General features: G+C 71.2%; 20 protein-coding genes. 6 read left to right on the forward strand and 14 right to left on the reverse strand.

What is annotated here, in order from left to right:
• Positions 1–828: 828 nt before the first annotated feature.
• Genes B1H29_RS17595 through B1H29_RS38155 form a run of 3 tightly spaced genes read right to left on the reverse strand, consistent with a single transcriptional unit; the run spans position 829 to position 2,887 of the window.
• On the reverse strand, positions 829–1,278 hold the full coding sequence (locus tag B1H29_RS17595; protein ID WP_055418779.1) for an ArsI/CadI family heavy metal resistance metalloenzyme: 450 nt from the start codon (positions 1,276–1,278) through the stop codon (positions 829–831).
• Between the two features lie 29 nt (positions 1,279–1,307).
• Complete coding sequence (locus tag B1H29_RS17600; protein WP_055418780.1) at positions 1,308–2,663, reverse strand: NAD(P)-binding domain-containing protein; 1,356 nt, start codon at positions 2,661–2,663, stop codon at positions 1,308–1,310.
• 56 nt (positions 2,664–2,719) lie between these two features.
• Positions 2,720–2,887, reverse strand: coding sequence for a hypothetical protein (locus tag B1H29_RS38155; RefSeq protein WP_159027834.1), 168 nt, complete (start codon positions 2,885–2,887; stop codon positions 2,720–2,722).
• 315 nt (positions 2,888–3,202) lie between these two features.
• Here B1H29_RS38155 and B1H29_RS17610 point away from each other — a divergent pair, with 315 nt between their 5' ends.
• Positions 3,203–3,571 carry an ArsR/SmtB family transcription factor gene (locus B1H29_RS17610; RefSeq protein WP_055418781.1) on the forward strand — a complete coding sequence of 123 codons (369 nt, stop codon included), beginning with the start codon at positions 3,203–3,205 and terminating at the stop codon, positions 3,569–3,571.
• Positions 3,572–3,849: 278 nt separating this feature from the next.
• Here the strand turns inward: B1H29_RS17610 and B1H29_RS17615 are convergent, their stop codons facing one another.
• The 4 genes from B1H29_RS17615 to B1H29_RS17630 are packed head-to-tail and all read right to left on the reverse strand — an operon-like array spanning position 3,850 to position 6,528.
• Positions 3,850–4,908 (reverse strand): ArsO family NAD(P)H-dependent flavin-containing monooxygenase, encoded by a 1,059-nt coding sequence (locus tag B1H29_RS17615; protein WP_055418782.1) that lies wholly within the window; start codon positions 4,906–4,908, stop codon positions 3,850–3,852.
• Positions 4,905–5,114: a hypothetical protein gene (locus B1H29_RS17620; protein WP_055418783.1), complete on the reverse strand. Its 210-nt coding sequence runs from the start codon at positions 5,112–5,114 to the stop codon at positions 4,905–4,907. Before B1H29_RS17620 ends, B1H29_RS17615 begins: the two co-directional genes overlap by 4 nt.
• Positions 5,114–6,223, reverse strand: coding sequence for an ACR3 family arsenite efflux transporter (gene arsB, locus B1H29_RS17625; RefSeq protein WP_055418784.1), 1,110 nt, complete (start codon positions 6,221–6,223; stop codon positions 5,114–5,116). Before arsB ends, B1H29_RS17620 begins: the two co-directional genes overlap by 1 nt.
• Positions 6,220–6,528 carry an ArsR/SmtB family transcription factor gene (locus B1H29_RS17630; protein WP_055418785.1) on the reverse strand — a complete coding sequence of 103 codons (309 nt, stop codon included), beginning with the start codon at positions 6,526–6,528 and terminating at the stop codon, positions 6,220–6,222. Before B1H29_RS17630 ends, arsB begins: the two co-directional genes overlap by 4 nt.
• Positions 6,529–6,620: 92 nt before the next feature.
• Between B1H29_RS17630 and B1H29_RS17635 the strand changes: the two genes are divergently transcribed.
• Both B1H29_RS17635 and B1H29_RS17645 read left to right on the forward strand, forming a co-directional pair.
• Positions 6,621–7,034 (forward strand): arsenate reductase ArsC, encoded by a 414-nt coding sequence (locus B1H29_RS17635; RefSeq protein WP_055418786.1) that lies wholly within the window; start codon positions 6,621–6,623, stop codon positions 7,032–7,034.
• A 473-nt stretch (positions 7,035–7,507) separates the two neighbouring features.
• A complete protein-coding gene (locus tag B1H29_RS17645; RefSeq protein ID WP_055418787.1) occupies positions 7,508–8,341 on the forward strand; it encodes a PIG-L family deacetylase in 834 nt (277 codons plus the stop codon).
• Between the two features lie 314 nt (positions 8,342–8,655).
• On the opposite strand, the gene B1H29_RS17650 is transcribed toward B1H29_RS17645, so the two are convergent.
• Complete coding sequence (locus B1H29_RS17650) at positions 8,656–9,366, reverse strand: TetR/AcrR family transcriptional regulator (protein WP_055418788.1); 711 nt, start codon at positions 9,364–9,366, stop codon at positions 8,656–8,658.
• A 92-nt stretch (positions 9,367–9,458) separates the two neighbouring features.
• Between B1H29_RS17650 and B1H29_RS17655 the strand changes: the two genes are divergently transcribed.
• Positions 9,459–10,175 carry an NAD(P)-dependent oxidoreductase gene (locus tag B1H29_RS17655; RefSeq protein WP_055418789.1) on the forward strand — a complete coding sequence of 239 codons (717 nt, stop codon included), beginning with the start codon at positions 9,459–9,461 and terminating at the stop codon, positions 10,173–10,175.
• A 240-nt stretch (positions 10,176–10,415) separates the two neighbouring features.
• Here the strand turns inward: B1H29_RS17655 and B1H29_RS17660 are convergent, their stop codons facing one another.
• From B1H29_RS17660 to B1H29_RS17680, 5 genes are all read right to left on the reverse strand, one after another.
• Positions 10,416–11,540: a caspase, EACC1-associated type gene (locus tag B1H29_RS17660; protein ID WP_055418790.1), complete on the reverse strand. Its 1,125-nt coding sequence runs from the start codon at positions 11,538–11,540 to the stop codon at positions 10,416–10,418.
• A complete protein-coding gene (locus B1H29_RS17665) occupies positions 11,537–11,974 on the reverse strand; it encodes an effector-associated constant component EACC1 (protein WP_055418791.1) in 438 nt (145 codons plus the stop codon). The genes B1H29_RS17660 and B1H29_RS17665 overlap by 4 nt, the downstream gene beginning before the upstream one ends.
• A 55-nt stretch (positions 11,975–12,029) precedes the next feature.
• Positions 12,030–13,253, reverse strand: a complete 1,224-nt coding sequence (locus B1H29_RS17670) for a hypothetical protein (RefSeq protein ID WP_055418792.1) — start codon at positions 13,251–13,253, stop codon at positions 12,030–12,032.
• A 126-nt stretch (positions 13,254–13,379) separates the two neighbouring features.
• Positions 13,380–14,261: a hypothetical protein gene (locus B1H29_RS17675; protein WP_055418793.1), complete on the reverse strand. Its 882-nt coding sequence runs from the start codon at positions 14,259–14,261 to the stop codon at positions 13,380–13,382.
• Between the two features lie 210 nt (positions 14,262–14,471).
• Positions 14,472–15,047: a CGNR zinc finger domain-containing protein gene (locus B1H29_RS17680; RefSeq protein WP_055418794.1), complete on the reverse strand. Its 576-nt coding sequence runs from the start codon at positions 15,045–15,047 to the stop codon at positions 14,472–14,474.
• Between the two features lie 103 nt (positions 15,048–15,150).
• On the opposite strand from B1H29_RS17680, the gene B1H29_RS17685 reads away from it, so the two are divergent.
• Positions 15,151–16,323 carry an epoxide hydrolase family protein gene (locus tag B1H29_RS17685; RefSeq protein ID WP_055418795.1) on the forward strand — a complete coding sequence of 391 codons (1,173 nt, stop codon included), beginning with the start codon at positions 15,151–15,153 and terminating at the stop codon, positions 16,321–16,323.
• A gap of 376 nt (positions 16,324–16,699) precedes the next feature.
• On the opposite strand, the gene B1H29_RS17690 is transcribed toward B1H29_RS17685, so the two are convergent.
• A complete protein-coding gene (locus B1H29_RS17690; protein ID WP_055418796.1) occupies positions 16,700–17,077 on the reverse strand; it encodes a VOC family protein in 378 nt (125 codons plus the stop codon).
• Positions 17,078–17,357: 280 nt separating this feature from the next.
• Here B1H29_RS17690 and B1H29_RS17695 point away from each other — a divergent pair, with 280 nt between their 5' ends.
• A complete protein-coding gene (locus B1H29_RS17695) occupies positions 17,358–18,131 on the forward strand; it encodes a polysaccharide deacetylase family protein (protein WP_055418797.1) in 774 nt (257 codons plus the stop codon).
• The last annotated feature ends 40 nt before the right edge of the window (positions 18,132–18,171 follow it).

Genomic DNA, 18,171 nt, shown 5'->3' on the forward strand with positions numbered 1-18,171 from the left:
GGCCCTCGCCTGCATGGCTCGTAAGCGCCGGCACGACCCGTGCGCACTCGGCAGTGGTACACCGCGTGACAAACCTACACATCCAGGTCGGCAGAGGCGACCTGGCGAGGTGCCGGCCGGCAGGGCTTCACAGGCAGGCCCGCCGACTTCCGCCCGCCGACTTCCGCGGCTTCTCCCTCCTGGTTCTCACCCGGACGCCCCGGCCCGCGCCAGGATCCGCCGGGCCTGCCCGGGCTACCGGTACGGCCTGCGGCGGTCTCGGCCTTGTGTGCTGCTGCAACAGCGGAGTCGGCGCCGGCTTTCATCGGGCGCGTCCGACGGCCACCCGCCGCCGCAGAGAGCGATCGACCACCTCGGTGAGCGGCGCACTCTCGGCGTGCCCGCAAAGCCGGTCAAGCACAGTCAAGCACGGTCAACAAGGGTGCGCCCACGCATCACCGCCGTGGCGGCCCACAGCGGCCCGTCTCCGCAGGTCATGCGCGCTCGGGGTCCGCAAGCGCCATCGCTTCCCAAGCCGAGGGCGCGAGTTCGATGCCCGTCACCCGCTCCAACGCGAACCCCCAGGTCATTGACCCGGGGGTTGGTGCTTCCCGGCGTGTCACCTCGCCGCGACGGTGACGACGAGGAGGCCATGTCGATGAGCATGGCGGTGGAGGCGGGACCAGCCGGTGTCGGCGGTGATCCGCGGGTTCGGGACGGGGAACGCGTGGTGACGATTCCCCAGACCGGTGATCTGTGGCGCACAGGGCGGGCAGCGCGGCGCGAGGCCGTGACCGGTCCCCCGTTCCGGTCACGGCCTCGCTGATGTGGAGGTTGGTCGTCGGCGGGTCAGCAGCATCCGGCAGCGTCGGCCGGTTCCTCGGCATCGGCGTCCGCGTCGGCGGGGTGGGCGCTCTGCTTGGTCAGGGTGTCGGCGTCGGTCTTGACCACGTAGACCTCCCAGGGCTCCTGGCCGGGGCCGCGGACCCAGACCTTGTCCTGCAGGGCGTAGCAGCAGGCCGTGTCGTTCTCCTCGGCCGTCGCCAGTCCCGCTTCGCCGAGCCGGGTGGTGGCCGCGTGGACGGCTCCGGAGCTCTCGACTTCGACCCCGAGGTGGTCCATGCGTGTCGCCGCGTCCGCCTCGCCCTCGATCAGAACGAGCTTGAGCGGGGGTTCGGCGATGGCGAAGTTGGCGTAGCCGTCGCGGAGCTTGGCGGGCTCGACGCCGAAGAGCTTCGTGTAGAAGGCGATGGATGCGGAGAGATCCGGGACCCGTAGGGCGAGTTGCACGCGCGACATGGTGAACCTCCTGGGGTGGGAGTGATGTTTCAGCAGCCGCCGGAGGCGGCCGGGGCGCCGGTGCCGATCTGCAACGTGGCCGGGGCCGCGCAGCAGCCGCCGCCCTCGTCGCCCTGCGCGGCGTCGGGCTCGTCGAACAGGCCGGCACCGCCGCACACGCCGGTCTCCGGCAGGGTCAGCTCCACGCGCTCGGCCGCCGCGTGGTCGCCGGCCAGGGCGGCCGTGATGGAGCGGACCTGCTCGTAGCCGGTCATGGCGAGGAACGTGGGGGCGCGGCCGTAGGACTTCATGCCGACCAGGTAGACGTCCTGCTCAGGGTGGGACAACTCCTTCACGCCGTGCGGGTAGACCGTGCCGCAGGAGTGGACGTTCGGGTCGATCAGCGGGGCGAGTGCGGTCGGGGCCTGGAGGCGGTCATCGAGGCCGAGGCGGAGTTCGGCGAGGAAGGAGAGGTCGGGGCGGAAGCCGGTCAGGACGACGATCTCGTCGACCGGGTCCGGGCGGCGGCCGTCCTCGGCGACGAGGACCAGCCGGTCGCCGGTCCGTTCGACGGCCTCCGTGCGGAATCCGGTGACGGCGCTCGCGTGTCCGTCCTCCACCGCCGCCTTGGCTCGCAGGCCGAGGGCGCCGCGAGCCGGGAGCTGGTCGGCCTCGCCGCCGCCGTACGTGGCGTCGCCGATGCCCCGGCGCAGGATCCAGACCGCCTGCGTGTCCGCCTCTTCCGCGGCCAGGTCGGCGAGGAGCGCGAGGGCGGTGAAGGCGGAGGCGCCGGAGCCGACGACCGCCGTGCGCTTGCCGGCGTAGCGGGCCCGGACGGCCGGGTCCTTCAGGTCCGGGACACGGTAGGAGATGCGGTCGGTCGCCTTCTTCTCACCGAGGGCGGGGATGCCGTTGGCCCCCATCGGGCCGGGCACGGACCAGGTGCCGGAGGCGTCGATGACGGCGCGGGCGGTGATCCGCTCCTCGCCGCCGTCCGCCGTCTCGATGTGCACGGTGAAGGGCTGCTCCTCGCGGCCGGAGTCGACGATCCGGTCGCGGCCGGCGCGGGCCACGCCGGTGACCGTCGCTCCGTAGCGGACCTTGTCGCCGAGGGTGTCGGCGAGCGGCTGGAGGTAGCGCTCGGCCCAGTCACCGCCGGTCGGGTAGGTCGTGCCTTCGGGGCGGGCCCAGCCGGTGGGGGCGAGCAGCTTCTCGGCGGCGGGGTCGGTGACCTCGGCCCACGTCGAGAACAGGCGGACGTGCGCCCACCCGCGCACGGCGGTGGCGGCCGATGCGCCGGCCTCCAGCACCAGGGGCTCGATGCCACGCTCCACGAGGTGCGCGGCTGCGGCCAGGCCGACCGGGCCGGCTCCGACGACCACGACGGGCAGATTCTGCTTCTCCATGGCGGTGCTTCCTTCGATTCGTTGCTCGGATGGGCGGAGTCCGAGCGGTGGACGGCTCAGCGGAGGGGGGCGTGGTGTGCCGACGCGAGCTGTGCACTGCGGTGCTGAGCCCGGGCCCAACAGGCGCCGTCACACACCTGTGCGCAGATGTCGCAGAAGTGGACGCCGGCCAGGTGCCGGTCGGCAGAGCCGGTGAAGACGCTGCGGATCCGGGCGGCGGCCATTTCCGCTCCTTGCTTTGATATCCGTCAATGGCTTGCGCCGCCAGCATGACACCTGCTTCGATGAACGTCAAGATAGACAGTCATCGAAACGGGAGCGGAGTCATGGAGCAGGTAGACGTCGCCGTGATCGAGGACGGTTCCTGCGCACGCCGCCGACGCAGCCGGTGTTCGACGACGGCCACTACCGTGCCGCCGTCGCGGCCGGCTCCCCGGGAAGTCGGCAGGGACGCCGCCCGCGTCGCCGGCCGGCTCGCCGCCCGCCTTCGCGCCCACTGACCCTGGGCACCCTGGTTTGACGTGTGTCAACATAGACGTATGTCGAACGTCAAGGCACTGCCGCTCCTGGACCCCGAGGCCCCCGACGCCACGGTGGTGCCGTGCTGCCCGCCGCTGAGCGAGCGTCCCTTCACCGCCGAGGAGGCCGAGCGGACGGCGCGCATGTTCAAGGCGCTCGGGGACCCCGTACGGCTGCGTCTCTTCTCGGCCGTCGCCTCGCACGAGGGCGGCGAGGCATGCGTGTGCGACATCTCCGACGTCGGCGTCTCCCAGCCGACCGTCTCCCACCACCTGAAGAAGCTCAAGGAGGCCGGCCTGCTGACCTCCGAGCGGCGCGGCACCTGGGTCTACTACCGGGTCGAACCGTCGGTGCTGGCGGCCATGGGACAGTTGCTGACCGTCCGGTAGCCCGCTCTGGGCGTAGTTCCGGCCGCCCGCCCGCGACGGATCGCCCCCTGGGCGACAAGAGCGCGTCAGCAGACGTTCGCCTCCGCGCCACCAACACCGGCGCCACATGGGCAAGCATCCATGTCTTGGCGGGTGGGGTGAGCGCGACGGCCAGGCCGCGGCACCGCAGTCGACCTGCCACCCGTTTGTCTTGTGAAGGGGGCTCCGCTGCCGGAGTCCGTTACCGCCGACGTGCGCAAGGTCGTCAGCACGTTGAGCCGATGACGCGTGCATCAACCTCAGGCGTCGAGGAGCCCGGCGATCTCACGGGCGGCGTCGCGGGCCGGTCGTCCGACTCCGATGAGGGTGGCGGAGGCGGGTCCGGTCCAGTCGCCGTAGCCGAGGAGGTGCAGGCGTGGCTCGTCCGCGGCCCGCGTACCCACGGTGGTGATGTGCCCGCGCCCGCCGCGCAGACCGAGGGGCGCCAGGTGCGAGAGAGCCGGGCGGAAGCCGGCGCACCAGATGACCGCGTCGGCGGGCGCCCGCGTGCCGTCGGCCCAGACGGCTCCCTCGCGGTCGAGGCGTTCGAACATGGGTGACGCCTTGAGCCGACCAGCGTCGCGAGCCTCACGGACCGGCGGTACGGCGACGATGTCGCCGAGCGAGGCGACGCCTCCCGTGTCGGTGCGGCCGGCGTCGAGAGCCCGGCGGCGGGCGGTGGCCGCGTCGAAGAGGGCGCGGCCGTCGATGTCGTCGGCGAGGTAGCGGGGCGGGCGCTGGGTGACCCAGGTCAGCTCGGTGTCGTACGCGAGGTCGGCGGCGATCTGGGCGCCCGAGTTGCCGCCACCGACGACGATGACGCGGCGGCCCGCGAGGTCCTGCGGCCGCCGGTAGGAGACCGTGTGCAGTTGCCGCCCCTCGAAGTCCCCGCGGCCGGGGACGGCGGGGAGGAAGGGGCGCCACCAGGTGCCGGTCGCGCTGATCACCGCGCGGGCGTGCCAGGTGCCGGAGTCGGTCTCCACCCGCAGCAGCCGGCCGTCCTCGTGTACGCCGAGGACCCGGACCGGCCGCTGGACCGGCAGCTCGTACCGCTTCTCGTAGTCGCTCAGGTACGTCACCACGTGCCCGGCGTCCGGGTACTCCTCGCCGGGCTGCGGCGGCATGAAGCGGCCCGGGAGGGAGGAGAAGGCGGCCGGGGAGAACAGGTGGAGGGAGGCCCAGACGTGCTGCCAGGCCCCGCCCGGGGTGGCCTGGGCGTCGAGGACGACGAAGTCCAGGCCCCGGCGGCGCAGGTGGTAGCCGGCGGCGAGCCCTGCCTGGCCGCCGCCGATCACCACCACGTCGGTGTGCTGTGTCATGCCGCCTGTGCCGCCTGTGCCGCCGCGCAATCGGTGCACCGGACGGTGCGGGCCGTGACCTCACCGGGTCGTCCGAGGAGGGGACCCTCCCGCACGACGCGGTCGGCGACGTGCGTGTGCTCGTGGCGGACGACGGCTCCGCAGTCGTGGCGGACACCGACGGCCGTGCCGGCCGCTCCCTGTGCGCGGTGGTCCAAGCGGTGCATCAGTAGTCCCTGCCGGCGGTGGTGACAGCGGACGGGGCGAACTTCTTGCGCCAGGCCAGGGACACGTAGACCAGGCCGATCAGGACGGGGACCTCGATCAGCGGTCCCACGACGCCGGACAGGGCCTGGCCGGAGGTGACGCCGAAGGTGGCGATGGCGACGGCGATGGCCAGCTCGAAGTTGTTGCCGGCGGCGGTGAAGGAGAGGGTGGCCGTGCGGTCGTAGGCGAGGCCGATGGCCTTGCCCAGCAGGAAGGTGCCGGCCCACATCACGGCGAAGTACACCAGCAGCGGCAGCGCGATGCGTACGACGTCGAGGGGCTGGGAGGTGATGGTCTTGCCCTGGAGGGCGAAGAGGATGACGATCGTGAACAGCAGGCCGTAGAGCGCCCAGGGGCCGATCTTCGGCAGGAAGTCGGCCTCGTACTTCTCGCGGCCGAGCTTCTTCTCGCCGATGCGGCGGGTGAGGAACCCGGCCAGCAGCGGGACGCCGAGGAAGATGACGACGTTCAGGGCGATCTTCCACATGGAGATGTCGAGGTGTTCGCCGTCGCCCAGGCCGAGCCAGCCGGGCAGCAGGTCGAGGTAGAACCAGCCGAGCAGGCCGAACGCCAGCACCTGGAAGACCGAGTTCAGCGCGACCAGGACGGCCGCCGCCTCGCGATCACCGCAGGCGAGGTCGTTCCAGATGATGACCATGGCGATGCAGCGGGCCAGGCCGACGATGATCAGGCCGGTGCGGTACTCGGGCAGGTCCGGCAGGAAGATCCACGCGAGCGCGAACATCACCGCCGGGCCGACGATCCAGTTGATCACCAGCGACGAGGCCATGAGCCTGCGGTCGCCCGTGACGGCGTCGAGCTTGTCGTAGCGGACCTTGGCCAGGACCGGATACATCATGATCAGCAGGCCGATGGCGATCGGCAGGGAGATGCCGCCGATCTCGACCTTGGCGAGGGCGTCGTCGAGGCCCGGGACGGCTCGACCCAGGCCGAGGCCGACGGCCATGGCGATGAGGATCCATACGGCGAGGAAGCGGTCGAGCGTCGACAGCTTCGCGACGACGGAGGACTCCTCGACGGTCGTCGCGGGTGCCTCGGTGCGGGTCACGGACAGGCCCTCTTGTTCTCGGCGGCGGTACGGGCGGACTCGGCCAGGTCGGCGAACTGGCCGGCGAGCGAGGCGATGACGTCCGGGCGGACCTTGTAGTACGTGTAACGGCCGCACGGCTCCGTCTCCACGACACCTGCCTCGCGCAGCACCTTCAGGTGGTTGGACAGGTTGGTCTGCCGGGCGCCGGTCTCCTCCACGAGGTGGGTGGTGCACAGCGTCTCTTTGGCGAGCAGGGTCACGATCCGCAGCCTGAGCGGGTCCGCCAGGACCCGGATCAGGTCAGCCTCGACTGACGTCATCATGTACTGATACTCTCACATCAGTGGCGGCTGACACCACCGGGTGCTGAAGTCACCGGTGCCTGATGCCGTCGCGAGACAAGAGAGACCTCCTGATGTCCGACAAGCCCTCCGTGCTGTTCGTCTGTGTCCACAACGCCGGCCGCTCGCAGATGGCCGCCGCGTGGCTGACCCACCTGGCCGGGGACCGCGTCGAGGTCCGTTCCGCCGGCTCGAACCCGGGCGAGAAGGTCAATCCGGCCGCCGTCGAGGCGATGCGCGAGGTCGGCGTCGACATCTCCGCCGAGGTACCCAAGATGCTGACCGTGGACGCGGTCAAGGAGTCCGACGTCTGCATCACCATGGGCTGCGGCGACACCTGCCCGGTCTTCCCCGGCAAGCGGTACCTGGACTGGCAGCTCGAAGACCCGGCCGGCCAGGGCGTCGAGGCCGTCCGCCCGATCCGCGACGAGATCAAGGTGCTGGTCGAGGGCCTGATCAAGGAGATCGCCCCGGAGCCGCGTTCATGAGCGGCACCACGGACGTCCGCGACGTCATCGTCATCGGCTCGGGCCCGGCCGGCTACACCGCCGCGCTCTACACCGCCCGCGCCCAGCTCCGCCCGCTCGTCTTCGGCGGAGCCGTCTTCGCCTCCGCCCGCGCTCCGACTCCGCACCCACTGCGGTGTGACCGGTCTGGACGTGCTGGTGGGGGAGCTGCAGTGACCACCACCAGCGAGCGAGGGGGCATCTCCGATGTAATCCGGCACGCCTACGGTCCAGTTCGGTCGTTCGCGTCGAAACGCCGCCGTGCGGGCCGAGCGGCCGTGCCGGGAACAGTCTGCCCGGGCGGCGCTGTTGCATCGACCGAGGCGCCGGCGCCGCGCGTGCGGGGGACACGGAGACCACAGGGTCGTCCGTTCCTCCAGGATCCGGGCCGCGGAATCGCGGTACGCCCGCCGCTCTACTCGGACCAAGACGTATCTCTGCAGGAGGACTGCTTCATGACTGACCGGCCCTTGACGCTCATGGCCGTACACGCCCACCCCGACGACGAGGCCACCGGAACCGGAGGTGTCCTCGCGCGGTACGCCGCGGAGGGCATCCGCACGGTGCTCGTGACGTGTACCGACGGCGGTTGCGGTGACGGAGCGGGGGGTGTCAAGCCGGGCGAGCCCGGGCACGATCCGGCGGCGGTCGCCTTGATGCGGCGTCAGGAACTCCGAGCGAGCTGTGACGTCCTCAAGGTCAGCGATCTGGAGATGCTGGACTATGCCGACTCCGGGATGGTGGGCTGGCCGAGCAACGACGCACCCGGATCCTTCTGGCAGACCCCCGTGGCGGAAGGCGCGGCCCGACTCGCGGAACTGATGCGGCACTACCGACCTGATGTGGTCGTCACCTACGACGAGAACGGCTTCTACGGCCACCCCGACCACATCCAAGCCCACCGCATCACGATGGCGGCGCTGGAGATGACCGCGCTGACACCGAAGGTGTACTGGACCACGATGCCCCGCTCGATGATGCAACGGTTCGGCGAGATCATGCGCGAGTTCCACCCGGACATGCCGGAGCCGGATCCCGCCGAAACCGCCGCGATGGCCGAGATCGGCCTACCCGACGATGAGGTCACCACGTGGGTGGACACCACCGCGTTCAGCGGTCAGAAGTTCGACGCGTTGGCCGCGCATGCCAGTCAGGGCGAGAACATCTTCTTCCTCAGGATGGGCAAGGAGAGGTTCGGCGAGTTCATGGGCATGGAGACCTTCGTACGTGTCCAGGACTCCACCGGCGCGGCCCTGCCCGAGAACGATCTCTTCGCCGGACTGCGCTGATCCGCCCGTAGGACCGGCCGGGAGAGCGCGTCAACCGCACGGCGCGATCGAGCGGGTCGCGTACAGCGCTTCGGCGGTACTCCCCGCAAGGACTTCCCGCGCCTCCGAGTCGGCGGCGTGCCGCACCCCACCGCGCAGTATCGACGCGGGTCCACGCGGATCAGGAGCCCTGCCCACCCTGGCACTGGGACGACTTCGAGGTGCGCCTGGGTGGTTCGCCCGAATGTGCGATCGCAGCCCACGCAGGTGCCGTCGCTTCCCGAGCCGAGAGCGCGAGTCGATTCTCGTCACCCGCTCCACGAAGAGGGCCCAGGTCATCGGCCTGGGCCCTCTTGCTGCCCCTGGGCGCTCGCGGTCTCGTCCGGGTGGAGGGCGTCGAGGATGAGGGTGATGCCGAAGGTGAACTCGTCCGCGTAGTCGTAGCCGGGCTTGAAGGTGTACTCGGTGGCCAGTTCGGTGAGGTGGGGGTAGGCGTCGGCGGGCATGTCGCGCAGGATGGTGCCCGCGACCTCGTGCAGCTCCGCCGCGCCGGTGAACGGCAGGCTCAGCTCCTGGAGCACGAAGCCGTAGAGGTAGCTGTCGATCAGCGAGATGGCGTGCGCGGCCATGGGGACGGAGAAGCCTCCGGCGCGCAGCGCTCCGATCACGGCGTCGTGGTGGCGCAGGGTCGCGGGGCCGGGCTGGGAGCGGGAGTCCATCAGGCCGATGGCCCACGGGTGGCGCCGGAGGACGGCACGGGCGGAGACCGCGCGGTGGCGCATGGCACTTTTCCAGTCCGTGTCGCGCGGCGGCAGGTCGATCTCGCCGAACACCGCGTCCACCATGCCGTCGAGGATGTCCTCCCTGCCTGCCACGTGGTGATAGAGCGACATCGCCTCGACTCCCAGGGGTTCGGCGATGGCCCGCATGGTGAGCGCGGCCGACCCCTTCTCGTCCGCCACCGCCACCGCCGTACGAATCACGCGCTCGCGACTGAGCGGGGTGCGCGCCGACGCCCCGCGCCGGCTCCTGCCTCCCTCGCGCATCCGTCCCTCCTTTCGTTCCCTTGACTGCCTTACAGCATAAGGCTAGCTTGCCTTACAACATAAGGTCGCCAGGTCGGCGGAGGGAACACGGCATGAGTTCGGATCGTGTGAAGAGGATCTGCATCATCGGGGCCTCCGGGAAGCTGGGGCAGTACATGGTGGGGCACGCGCTGGAACGCGGTTACGAGGTGGTCGGCGTGTGCCGGGAGCGCAGCGTGCAGAAGCTGGCCGCGTTCGAAGGCCGGATGACCGTGGTCCCCGGACCCACGAACGACCCGGAGGTGATCCGGCGGGCGGTCGCCGGATGCGACGGGGTGCTGACGGTGCTGGTTCCCTGGGGCGTGCAGCAGTACGCGTCGGGCACGGCGCAGGCGGTGCTCGACCACGCGCCGCCCGGCGCGCGTCTGGTCTTCTCCTGCGGCTGGCACATCACGCGCGACGGCGAGGACAGGTACTCGCGGATGTTCACCATGGGCGTCCGGATCGCCGCCGTGCTCGGCAAGATCGTCCGCGCCGTCGAGATCGACGACCAGGTGGAGGCGTGCCGCCGGGTGTTCGCCAGCGACACCCGGTGGACCGTGGTGCGCGGCAGCAGCCTGGAGGAGGGCCAGAGCCAGGGCCTGCCCGTGTGGAGCCGGCACGTGGGCGATCCGGTACTGGCCAGCAACCTGACGCGCCGGGTGGACTTCGCACTGTTCATGGTCGAGGCACTCGGCGACGACACGCTCGTCCAGCAGGCCCCGGCGATCGTCGGCTGCCGCACTCCCAGCGCCTTCGCCCATGCCGGCGGCCTCCCCAAGCACGCCTAGGGGTGTCCCGGAGGTACCGGGTGGCGCTGCCCCCTGCGTGCCACCGGCCGACGGCCGGTTCACGTCGTCCTTCTCGCGTCCCGGGTGTGATCCAGGTGACCCGCACCGCACGTGGCGCCGAGGACGGCCAGACCGCTTACGGGACGAGCGACGCACCGGGCAGGCCGCGACTCGCCGCCGGACCTCGCGCCGGGGCGCGCATCGCGCCGCCTCCGCCCGATGGCGCGGTGCCGGAGCGGGTCACGCTCGCGGGGTTCCACCGCTGGAGAGCTCTCGGGTCCAGTAGGCCAGGGCACGTTCCGCTCCCGGCAGGGCCCGGTGACTGGACGACTTCGTGCGGAGGCCGTCGACCAGGGCGGACAGCAGGACCGCGGCCCGCTCGGGGGATCCGGCGACACCGGTCATGACGGCGTGATTGCGGCGGACGTCGATGCTGAAGTCGTCGAGGGGGCCCAGCAGATCGACCGCGTCCCCGGCCAGGTCGGTCAGGACGCCCACCAGTTGCGGCAGCCTCGCGGGGTCGGGCGCGGGGGTGGCCGGTGACTGCTCGGTGAGTTTCTTGAGCCGCTGGGCGAAGGCCGCCCGGGCGTGCAGTCCCGCCGGTGTTCGCTGGGTGCCGTGGGCCGGGTTGACCGCGAGCGCGAGGTGGCCCGATCCGTCGACGGTCTGCTGGTGGGGCGCGGGGTATCCGGCGGGGAGGAGTCCCGTCGGCGGTGCCGGGGTGGTGGGCAGGACCACCGCCAGCCGGTCATAGAGGGTGGAGAGGCCGAGATACGGGAGCCCGTCGGGGACGCCCTCGTCGAGGATCCTGAGCAGTTCGCCGGTGAAGCCGGTAAGCGTTCCCTCGGGCGGGAACAGGGCCTTCTGGGTGCGGCCGCACGCGGTGAGCAGGTGGATGCCGTGGCTTTCCGGTCCGAGGGCGCGGCCGGAGAAGCAGCAGTCGAGAATCGCGGCCTTGTGCCTCGCCGGCGATTCACGCATCAGGGCGGCGACGTCGGCGAACGGCAGGGACGGGCTGGGATCGCCCCCGCTGCCGTACTGGCTGGAGGGGGTGAGCGCCAGACAGAGACGGTCCTCCCGGCCGAGCAGTCCGTGGCCGCAGTAGAAGAAGAGCAGCAGGTCGACGTCCGCTTCCCGGACCATACGGCGCAGGGGGTCGAGCACTTGACGGGTGTCGGCGGGCTCCGGGACCACCTTGATCCGGCGCGGGTCGAGGACCCCCCGGTCGCCGCCGAGGGCGGCCCCGAGGGCCTGGGCCGTGGTCACGGCCTGGGGCATGGGGGTCAGCGAGCTGGGAGGGACGTGTCGGCCGGTGCCCATGAGCAGAGCGGACGCGGTGGCGGGTCGCCACACGGTCCAGGTCATTCGTCCCGTCCGGGCGGGGCGACGGCGAAGACGGACAGTCGGGCCATGACCGCGGCCAGTTGCTCCTCGTCGTCGACCGCGCCGCTCACGCGGGTGCCGTCGGGCCGCACGGCCTCGAACTCGATGCGCCGGTGGGCCGGTTGCCGTTGCTGAAGCCAGAGGAAGAACGCGTTGGTGGCCGCGGCGATCACCGCCGCGGAGGCGTTGACGATGTCCACGGCGACGGCGACATCGCCCTGTTCGCCCGGGGCGGGTGGCTCGGTGCGCAGGCTCGCCCTGCCGCCCAGTTGGTCGGAGTCGTTGATCCACTCGGCCAGGTCCCGGCTCAGGGAGTCGACCTGTGCCTGCGACTCCGCGAGCGACTCCGCTTGTGAATGCGAAAAGGTGAAGGTCAGAGCGCTTTCCGGCGCCTGGCGCGCAGGTGTTTCGGGCATGTCCGGTGGCTCCTGTTCGTCGGTCGCGTCATCACGGGGCCGGGAGTTCGGCGGGTCAGGCACCGGGGCTGAAGTCGCTCCAGCCGACGTCGGTGCTGCCGGCAGGTGCTCCGTGGCGGGCGGTGCGCGGCACTTCTCGTCGCGGGGCGAAGAGTTCGGGCTCACCGGGCTCCGCGTGGGGCAGGCGGAAGACGGCGGCCGCCTCGTCGGCGTCCACGAGATCGGCGAGGGCCGTCACCGTACCCGGGTCGCTCAGCCACAACTGCCCCGCGGACGGCGCCCGGAGAAACGCGGGAACCTCCTGCCAGTAGGCGTCCCGCTGCCAGTCCCGGTTGACGCCCAGCAGATTGCCGCAGGCCACCCGGTGGTCCTCCGGGCCCTGCGGGCGTACGACGACCGCGCCGGAGCCCGTCGGCGCCACGGTGTGGCCGATGAGACCGGTCAGGACGTCGGACAGGGGGGCCTCGCCCTCGGCGGCGACCGAGACGCGCGCCCGGTGCAACCGCCCGGTGTAACGTCGCGCGGCCGCGTCGTACAGGCCGTGTGCCTCCCGGGCGAAGGGGTCCCCCGGCACGGGGACCCCGTACAACGGGTCGGGCGGTCCGGGCGCGGCGAGTGTCGCGAACGCCTGCGCCCTCATCGTCAGAGCCTCGGCGAGTCCGGCCGGAGCGGAGCACGCTTCGAGGCACACGCTGACCACCGTCCGCCGCGGCTCCGCGGCCAGTCGGGCCCATACCCGGTCCCAGGAAGGATCAGGAGCGTCGAATCGGGAGACCGCTGTCGCGACGCGTTCCGCTCCCCAGAGACGGGTCAAAGGCCGGCAGGTGATGCGTTTGCGGATCTCGGCGATCGCGCCCCACCGCGGTACGAACGGGGCGAGCAGCCGAGCGATCTCCGCGGTGTCCTCGACCCGGGTCCCCGTCACGTGCGCCGGGAGCTGTGCCAGGGCGGGAAGCGTGTCCAGCGCGGCCCGGACCGCGGCTGCCGGGTCGGCGCCGTACATCTGGGCGATGACGACGGCTTCCGTCCGTCCGCTCACCGGGTCGCTGATGAACCGCAGGTCCCAGCGGGCGGTGGTGCGATCGGTCCAGAGAGCCGCGAGCCAGGCCCGCTCGGCGGCGATCCGGTCAGCTCTGCGCCGGGCTTCGGAGAACTCCGGGTACAGGCCGCCCGGCAGCGGGGCGGGACTCAGCGCGAAGGCGACGTAGGCCCAGCTCTCCCCGCTGGGGGCGGTGCGCAGCAGCACACCCCGCGCGCCCTCCGGAGCGGCTTCGGCCATCTGCTCTTCCCTTCTCGATCCCGCTCCCACCGCTCTCCCCCGTCCCGTCGGTCCCTCCCCGGACTTGAATGACCGTCCCTCGGGCCGCACCGCACGCGGCGGTACGAGCCGACGAGCCGGTACGCCTCACGGTCCGGGAGGCGCACCGCCTGCCCGGGGGCCGGCTGTGGGCGGCCCCCAGGCGGGCGTGGAGTCGAGGCCCGGCGCCGGCGCGGACCTCGCCTGTTCGGCCCGCACCGGCGGCAGTCCCTGGGGGAAGGCGTAGTTGACGGGCACCACGAGCTGGTCCACCGCCGTGGCCAGTCCCTCCCGGGACGCCGCGTGCACCGCCTCCCGCATGGCCCGCACACCCTCGGTCCGCATCATGATCCGCTCGGGGCTCACGCGGCCCATGACCGACGCGAGCAGGTCCGACACGAATCCGCCGATCAAGACGTACCCGCGGCGCGAACGCCACATCTGCCACCCGAGGTAGAGGCTCGTGCCGTACGCGAAGACCGAGACGTAGACCTGGCACTTGCCCTCCGAGAGCACCAGGCGATTGCGCACCTGCTCCCGGCCCAGTCCGGTGGCGATGACCCGCTCGGCGCGGTCGACGGGGATGGAGCGATGGGCGAGCGTGCCCGCGATGGCCACGTACGCCGAGTCGAGGGAACCACTCCGGTCCGCCAGCAGGACCCGCCACTCGGCGATCGGTTCGACCAGGCGCATCCCGAGGAGAGTCACCCAGAAGGCGACGCCCGAGGCGATGTACGCCAGCGCGGTCATGACGGCGAATCCCTCGCCGCTGCCTCCGACCAGAAGGATGAACCCGAAGAAGAGGAGCGGCAGGAACGCCAGGAAGGAGGCGAGGAGGGCGTAGACGAAAAGCTGGAGCAGTTGCCGCCAGCCGACCGAGTCGTCGAGTTCGGTCTCCACCGGCGTGTGCCGCAGGTTCTTGTCGATGTACGCGGCGTTGGCGTCGCCGCCTCTCCATCCCGGCAGGCTGGTGTACCCGTTGTCGTTCACATGTCCCCCTGGATGTGCTGTCCCGGATTCGGGGTGGCGGTTATCACCCACCGTAGGTGGATGGTCACACGTCTTTGGGGGTTTCGGTACCGCACCGACCCAAGTTAGTTGGAAGCGTGCGGTTTTGAGCGGCAGACATTTAGGATGCCTTCGATGAACGTCGCCGCTCAGCAGACGTAGACGTACACCTTGGCTGTGTCGAGGTAGCGGTCACTCCGCCGATCTGGGGTTTTTGCGCTGGTTGACAGTGAAGCGCGCCTTCTTCTGCCGATTCCCGCACGTGTTCATCTCACACCACTTGCGAGTGCGGCTTCGACTGGTGTCGAAGAAGGCGGCTCGACAGGTCGGTGACGCGCACAAGGCCAGCTTTCCGTCTCGTTCGCCCGCGATGACGCTGATCGCGTCGGCGGCGATCACGCCGAGGGCATCTTCCACGGAGGAAGCCGAGCCGAGCCGCCATCGCCGCTTGCCCTCGGGCGTCAGGAGCGCCGCGGCCCGGCCCCGAGCGCTGCAGTCATTGATGACCTGCACAGCAGACGCGGGGAGCGCGTCCTGGACCGCGGCCGCGGTCGCGGCGGCGTGGATCGACTCCCTCAGCTCCCGGGCGAGGTCGAGCTGGGCGGGGGTGCAGGAGTCCACGGCGAGGCCGTTCACCGCCAGCCAGTCGATGAGCCGGTGCGGCGTGGGGATGCGCTCCACAGCGTTGCCATGCCGCTCCGACAGAGTCCCCGTGAAGCTGGTCGCCAGCACATTACCGAGGCGGAACGCAGGAAACCCAGCACGCATGGAACCACCTTAGCCGGTTGCAGCGCGACTTGGAGGCCTGCTAGAACCGTCTTAGCCGGTTCGCGATGGGTCGTAGCCGGTTCCGCGATGGCCAGGAGGTCTCATGCCCCGTCCAACCAGCGACGTGCAAGCATTCGAAGCCCACGCGTCTGACGCCGACCTCGACGATCTGCGCGCACGACTGGCCGCGGCGCGGCTGCCGGAGGCCGAGACGGTCTGTCGCGCCGCGCCCGACCCTCGCCGATGGGAACAGGGCGTTCCTCTCGCCGACCTCGTCGATGTCGTGAACTACTGGCGCACCGGGTACAACTGGCGGTCGTTCGAAGAGCGCCTCAACCGTGTCGGCCAGTTCCGCACGACCATTGACGACCTGGGCATCCACTTCCTGCACCGCCGGTCCGCGCGCACGGATGCCACTCCGCTGATCATGACGCACGGCTGGCCGGGCAGCATTGCCGAGTTCATCGACGTAGTGGACGAGCTGGCGGATCCGAAGGACGCGGACGCGCCGGCGTTCCACGTCGTGGCCCCGTCGCTACCGGGCTTCGGTTACAGCGACAAGCCGGCCACCACCGGGTGGGGGACCGAGAAGATCGCGGCCGCATGGGTCGAACTGATGGGAAGGCTCGGCTACGACGAGTTCGCGGCCCACGGCGGCGACTGGGGCGGCAATATCACCACGGTTCTCGGCGGCAGGTTCCCGGCGCACGTTCTCGGCATCCACTCGACGTTCGCGGAGGCGCCGCCCGGGTTGACGACGGACGGGCTGACGGCGGTCGAACGCGGGTGGACCGAGGAGACCCGCGATTTCTGGCGCCGGCGCGCGGCCTACGCGAAGCAGCAGGCGACCCGACCGCAGACCATCGGCTACTCGCTCGTCGACTCACCGGTCGGGCTTCTCGCCTGGATCCTCGACAAGTTCGCCGAGTGGTCGGACACCGAAGACAGTCCGTTCGAGACGATTTCCAGGGACCGCGTTCTCGACGACGTCACTCTGTACTGGCTGACGCGGACCGGCGCATCGTCGGCCCGCATCTACTACGAAAGCCACAACTCGGTGGACCCCGACCTCCGGGTCGACGTCCCGTCGGCGATCAGTATGTATCCCCGTGACATCGAGAAGTGTCCGCGCCCCTGGGCACAGGAGCGGTACCGGCAGATCGTCCGATGGCGGGAGCCCGAGTCCGGGGGACATTTCCCGTCGCTGGAGGTTCCCGAGTATTTCGTCGAAGATCTGCGGGAGGGCCTCGCGGCGGTACTGGCCGCCCATCGGTGAACGCGGCTCGACGGCCCGGCACTCGACCACCGCCTGCTCCGGCTCGAGGCGTCGCCCGGCTCCCTCCCTCGGGAGTCTCGTCGGCAGCCCTGCACGCCGGAGCAGTACGGCCCTTACGTGGCTGCCGCCGTTCAGCTACCGCCACCCCATGGCCTGGCCGGCTCGGCGCCCACATCGTCCTCGGAGGCGGCCCGCCCGCGGTCACACCCCACTCGGGGCCGGGCCGGTTCGCGGCGAGGCGATCACGCGCCGGACCCGGCGGGGATGCACGCGAACGCCACGGCTCACCGGCCATGACGGCAATCGGTGAGAGTCCTTCGTCCCGGATCCGGACGCGTGCGCGCGAACGCGTCGGCACTCGTTGCCGCCAGAGCCCTCAGAGTCTGTCGAGGCGGGCCCTGAGCAGGCAGAACTCATTGCCTTCGGGGTCCGCGAGGACGTGCCACGACTCCTCGCCGCTCTGGCCGACGTCGGCCGGGCGCGCCCCGAGCCCCAGGAGACGTTCGAGCTCGGCGTCCTGATCGCGGTCGGTGGCGTTGACGTCGATGTGCAGCCGGGCCTTCCCGGTCTCCGGCTCGTCCCTGCGGCTGAGGATGATCGTCGGCTGCAGGCCGCCGAATCCCTCGCGCGGACCGATCTCGACGCAGTCCTCCTCGCGATCGAGCACGACGAAGTCCAGGACCTCGCACCAGAACCGCGCCAGCACCTCGGGGTCGCGGCAACCGAGCACGAGCTCACTGATACGGCATGCCATGGACGAAACCTGCTTTCAGCGTGGGGACTGCCGGGGGCCGCGCGGATCCCGTGGGCTCCGCGACGAGACGACCCCGCGACCGTAGCTGGCGCGGCGGGCGGGGGCGAGGCAATTTCCGTCCCGCGAGGCACTCCGGCGGGCCGCCCGGTTGTCCGCGAACTTCCCCGGATTCGTCCGTGATCGGTAACGGACGCAGCCCGTGGGCGCCTTTCTCCGTCCTGCCAGGTGATCCCGACGGTGTTCCAGGGCCGGCGGGCGACTACGCGAAGGCGGGGCGGACATGGCACGGCACGGTGGTGGGCGGGGCTGGTACGGCAAGGTGGTCGGGGCGGCGCTCGGGGTGACGGTGCTCGCCGTCGGTGCCTCGGTGTGGACCGCGCAGGCCGACGCCGTGGGCGGTTCGTCGCCGAAGGCCTCCGCTTCCGCCACGCCGGGCGGTGACGTCAGGCCGGTCGACGTGACCATCGCGCACGCCTCGGACAAGGGGCCGCGCGGTGTCAACATCACCATCGACGACGGTCCCGACCCCGCGTGGACCCCCCAAGTGCTCGACCTGCTGCGTGAGTACGGGGTGAAGGCCACCTTCTGCGTGACGGGGACGCAGGCGCAGGCCCACCCCGGCCTCGTGAAGGACGTGGTCGCGGCCGGGCACCGGCTGTGCGACCACACGGTGTCGCACGACACCGCCATGGACAAGAAGTCCGAGGCCTACCAGTCGAAGGAGATCCTCGACGCCGAGCGCATGATCACCGAGGCGTCCGGGGGCGTACGGCCCCTGTACTACCGGGCACCCGGCGGGGCCTTCACCCCCTACAGCCGCCAACTGGCCGCCTCCCGGGGCATGCGCCCGCTGGGCTGGAACGTGGACACCAAGGACTTCGAGCGGCCGGGCACGGACGCCATCGTCGAGACCGTCCGGCGGGAACTGCCCAACGGGCCGACCATCCTCTTCCACGACGCGGGAGGAGACCGCTCCCAGACCGTCGAGGCCCTGCGCCGCGTCCTGCCCTGGCTCGAGGAGCAGGGCTACTCCTTCGGCTTCCCGGTGCGCTGAGCCCCGGCCCGCCCCGGCCCGCCCCGGCTGCGGCGGCCGG

Origin of the sequence: Streptomyces pactum (assembly GCF_002005225.1) — a bacterium.
Classification (GTDB): domain Bacteria; phylum Actinomycetota; class Actinomycetes; order Streptomycetales; family Streptomycetaceae; genus Streptomyces; species Streptomyces pactum_A.

Coding starts and splice junctions, on each gene's coding strand:
- B1H29_RS17680 (WP_055418794.1), bottom strand. CDS start 15,047: ATGCGTGCTGGGTTTCCTGCGTTCCGCCTCGGTAATGTGCTGGCGACC.
- B1H29_RS17665 (WP_055418791.1), bottom strand. CDS start 11,974: ATGCCCGAAACACCTGCGCGCCAGGCGCCGGAAAGCGCTCTGACCTTC.
- B1H29_RS38155 (WP_159027834.1), bottom strand. CDS start 2,887: ATGGCCGCCGCCCGGATCCGCAGCGTCTTCACCGGCTCTGCCGACCGG.
- B1H29_RS17645 (WP_055418787.1), top strand. CDS start 7,508: ATGACTGACCGGCCCTTGACGCTCATGGCCGTACACGCCCACCCCGAC.
- B1H29_RS17670 (WP_055418792.1), bottom strand. CDS start 13,253: ATGGCCGAAGCCGCTCCGGAGGGCGCGCGGGGTGTGCTGCTGCGCACC.
- B1H29_RS17620 (WP_055418783.1), bottom strand. CDS start 5,114: ATGCACCGCTTGGACCACCGCGCACAGGGAGCGGCCGGCACGGCCGTC.
- B1H29_RS17635 (WP_055418786.1), top strand. CDS start 6,621: ATGTCCGACAAGCCCTCCGTGCTGTTCGTCTGTGTCCACAACGCCGGC.
- B1H29_RS17615 (WP_055418782.1), bottom strand. CDS start 4,908: ATGACACAGCACACCGACGTGGTGGTGATCGGCGGCGGCCAGGCAGGG.
- B1H29_RS17600 (WP_055418780.1), bottom strand. CDS start 2,663: ATGGAGAAGCAGAATCTGCCCGTCGTGGTCGTCGGAGCCGGCCCGGTC.
- B1H29_RS17630 (WP_055418785.1), bottom strand. CDS start 6,528: ATGATGACGTCAGTCGAGGCTGACCTGATCCGGGTCCTGGCGGACCCG.
- B1H29_RS17660 (WP_055418790.1), bottom strand. CDS start 11,540: ATGACCTGGACCGTGTGGCGACCCGCCACCGCGTCCGCTCTGCTCATG.
- B1H29_RS17595 (WP_055418779.1), bottom strand. CDS start 1,278: ATGTCGCGCGTGCAACTCGCCCTACGGGTCCCGGATCTCTCCGCATCC.
- B1H29_RS17650 (WP_055418788.1), bottom strand. CDS start 9,366: ATGCGCGAGGGAGGCAGGAGCCGGCGCGGGGCGTCGGCGCGCACCCCG.
- B1H29_RS17655 (WP_055418789.1), top strand. CDS start 9,459: ATGAGTTCGGATCGTGTGAAGAGGATCTGCATCATCGGGGCCTCCGGG.
- B1H29_RS17610 (WP_055418781.1), top strand. CDS start 3,203: ATGTCGAACGTCAAGGCACTGCCGCTCCTGGACCCCGAGGCCCCCGAC.
- B1H29_RS17690 (WP_055418796.1), bottom strand. CDS start 17,077: ATGGCATGCCGTATCAGTGAGCTCGTGCTCGGTTGCCGCGACCCCGAG.
- B1H29_RS17685 (WP_055418795.1), top strand. CDS start 15,151: ATGCCCCGTCCAACCAGCGACGTGCAAGCATTCGAAGCCCACGCGTCT.
- B1H29_RS17695 (WP_055418797.1), top strand. CDS start 17,358: ATGGCACGGCACGGTGGTGGGCGGGGCTGGTACGGCAAGGTGGTCGGG.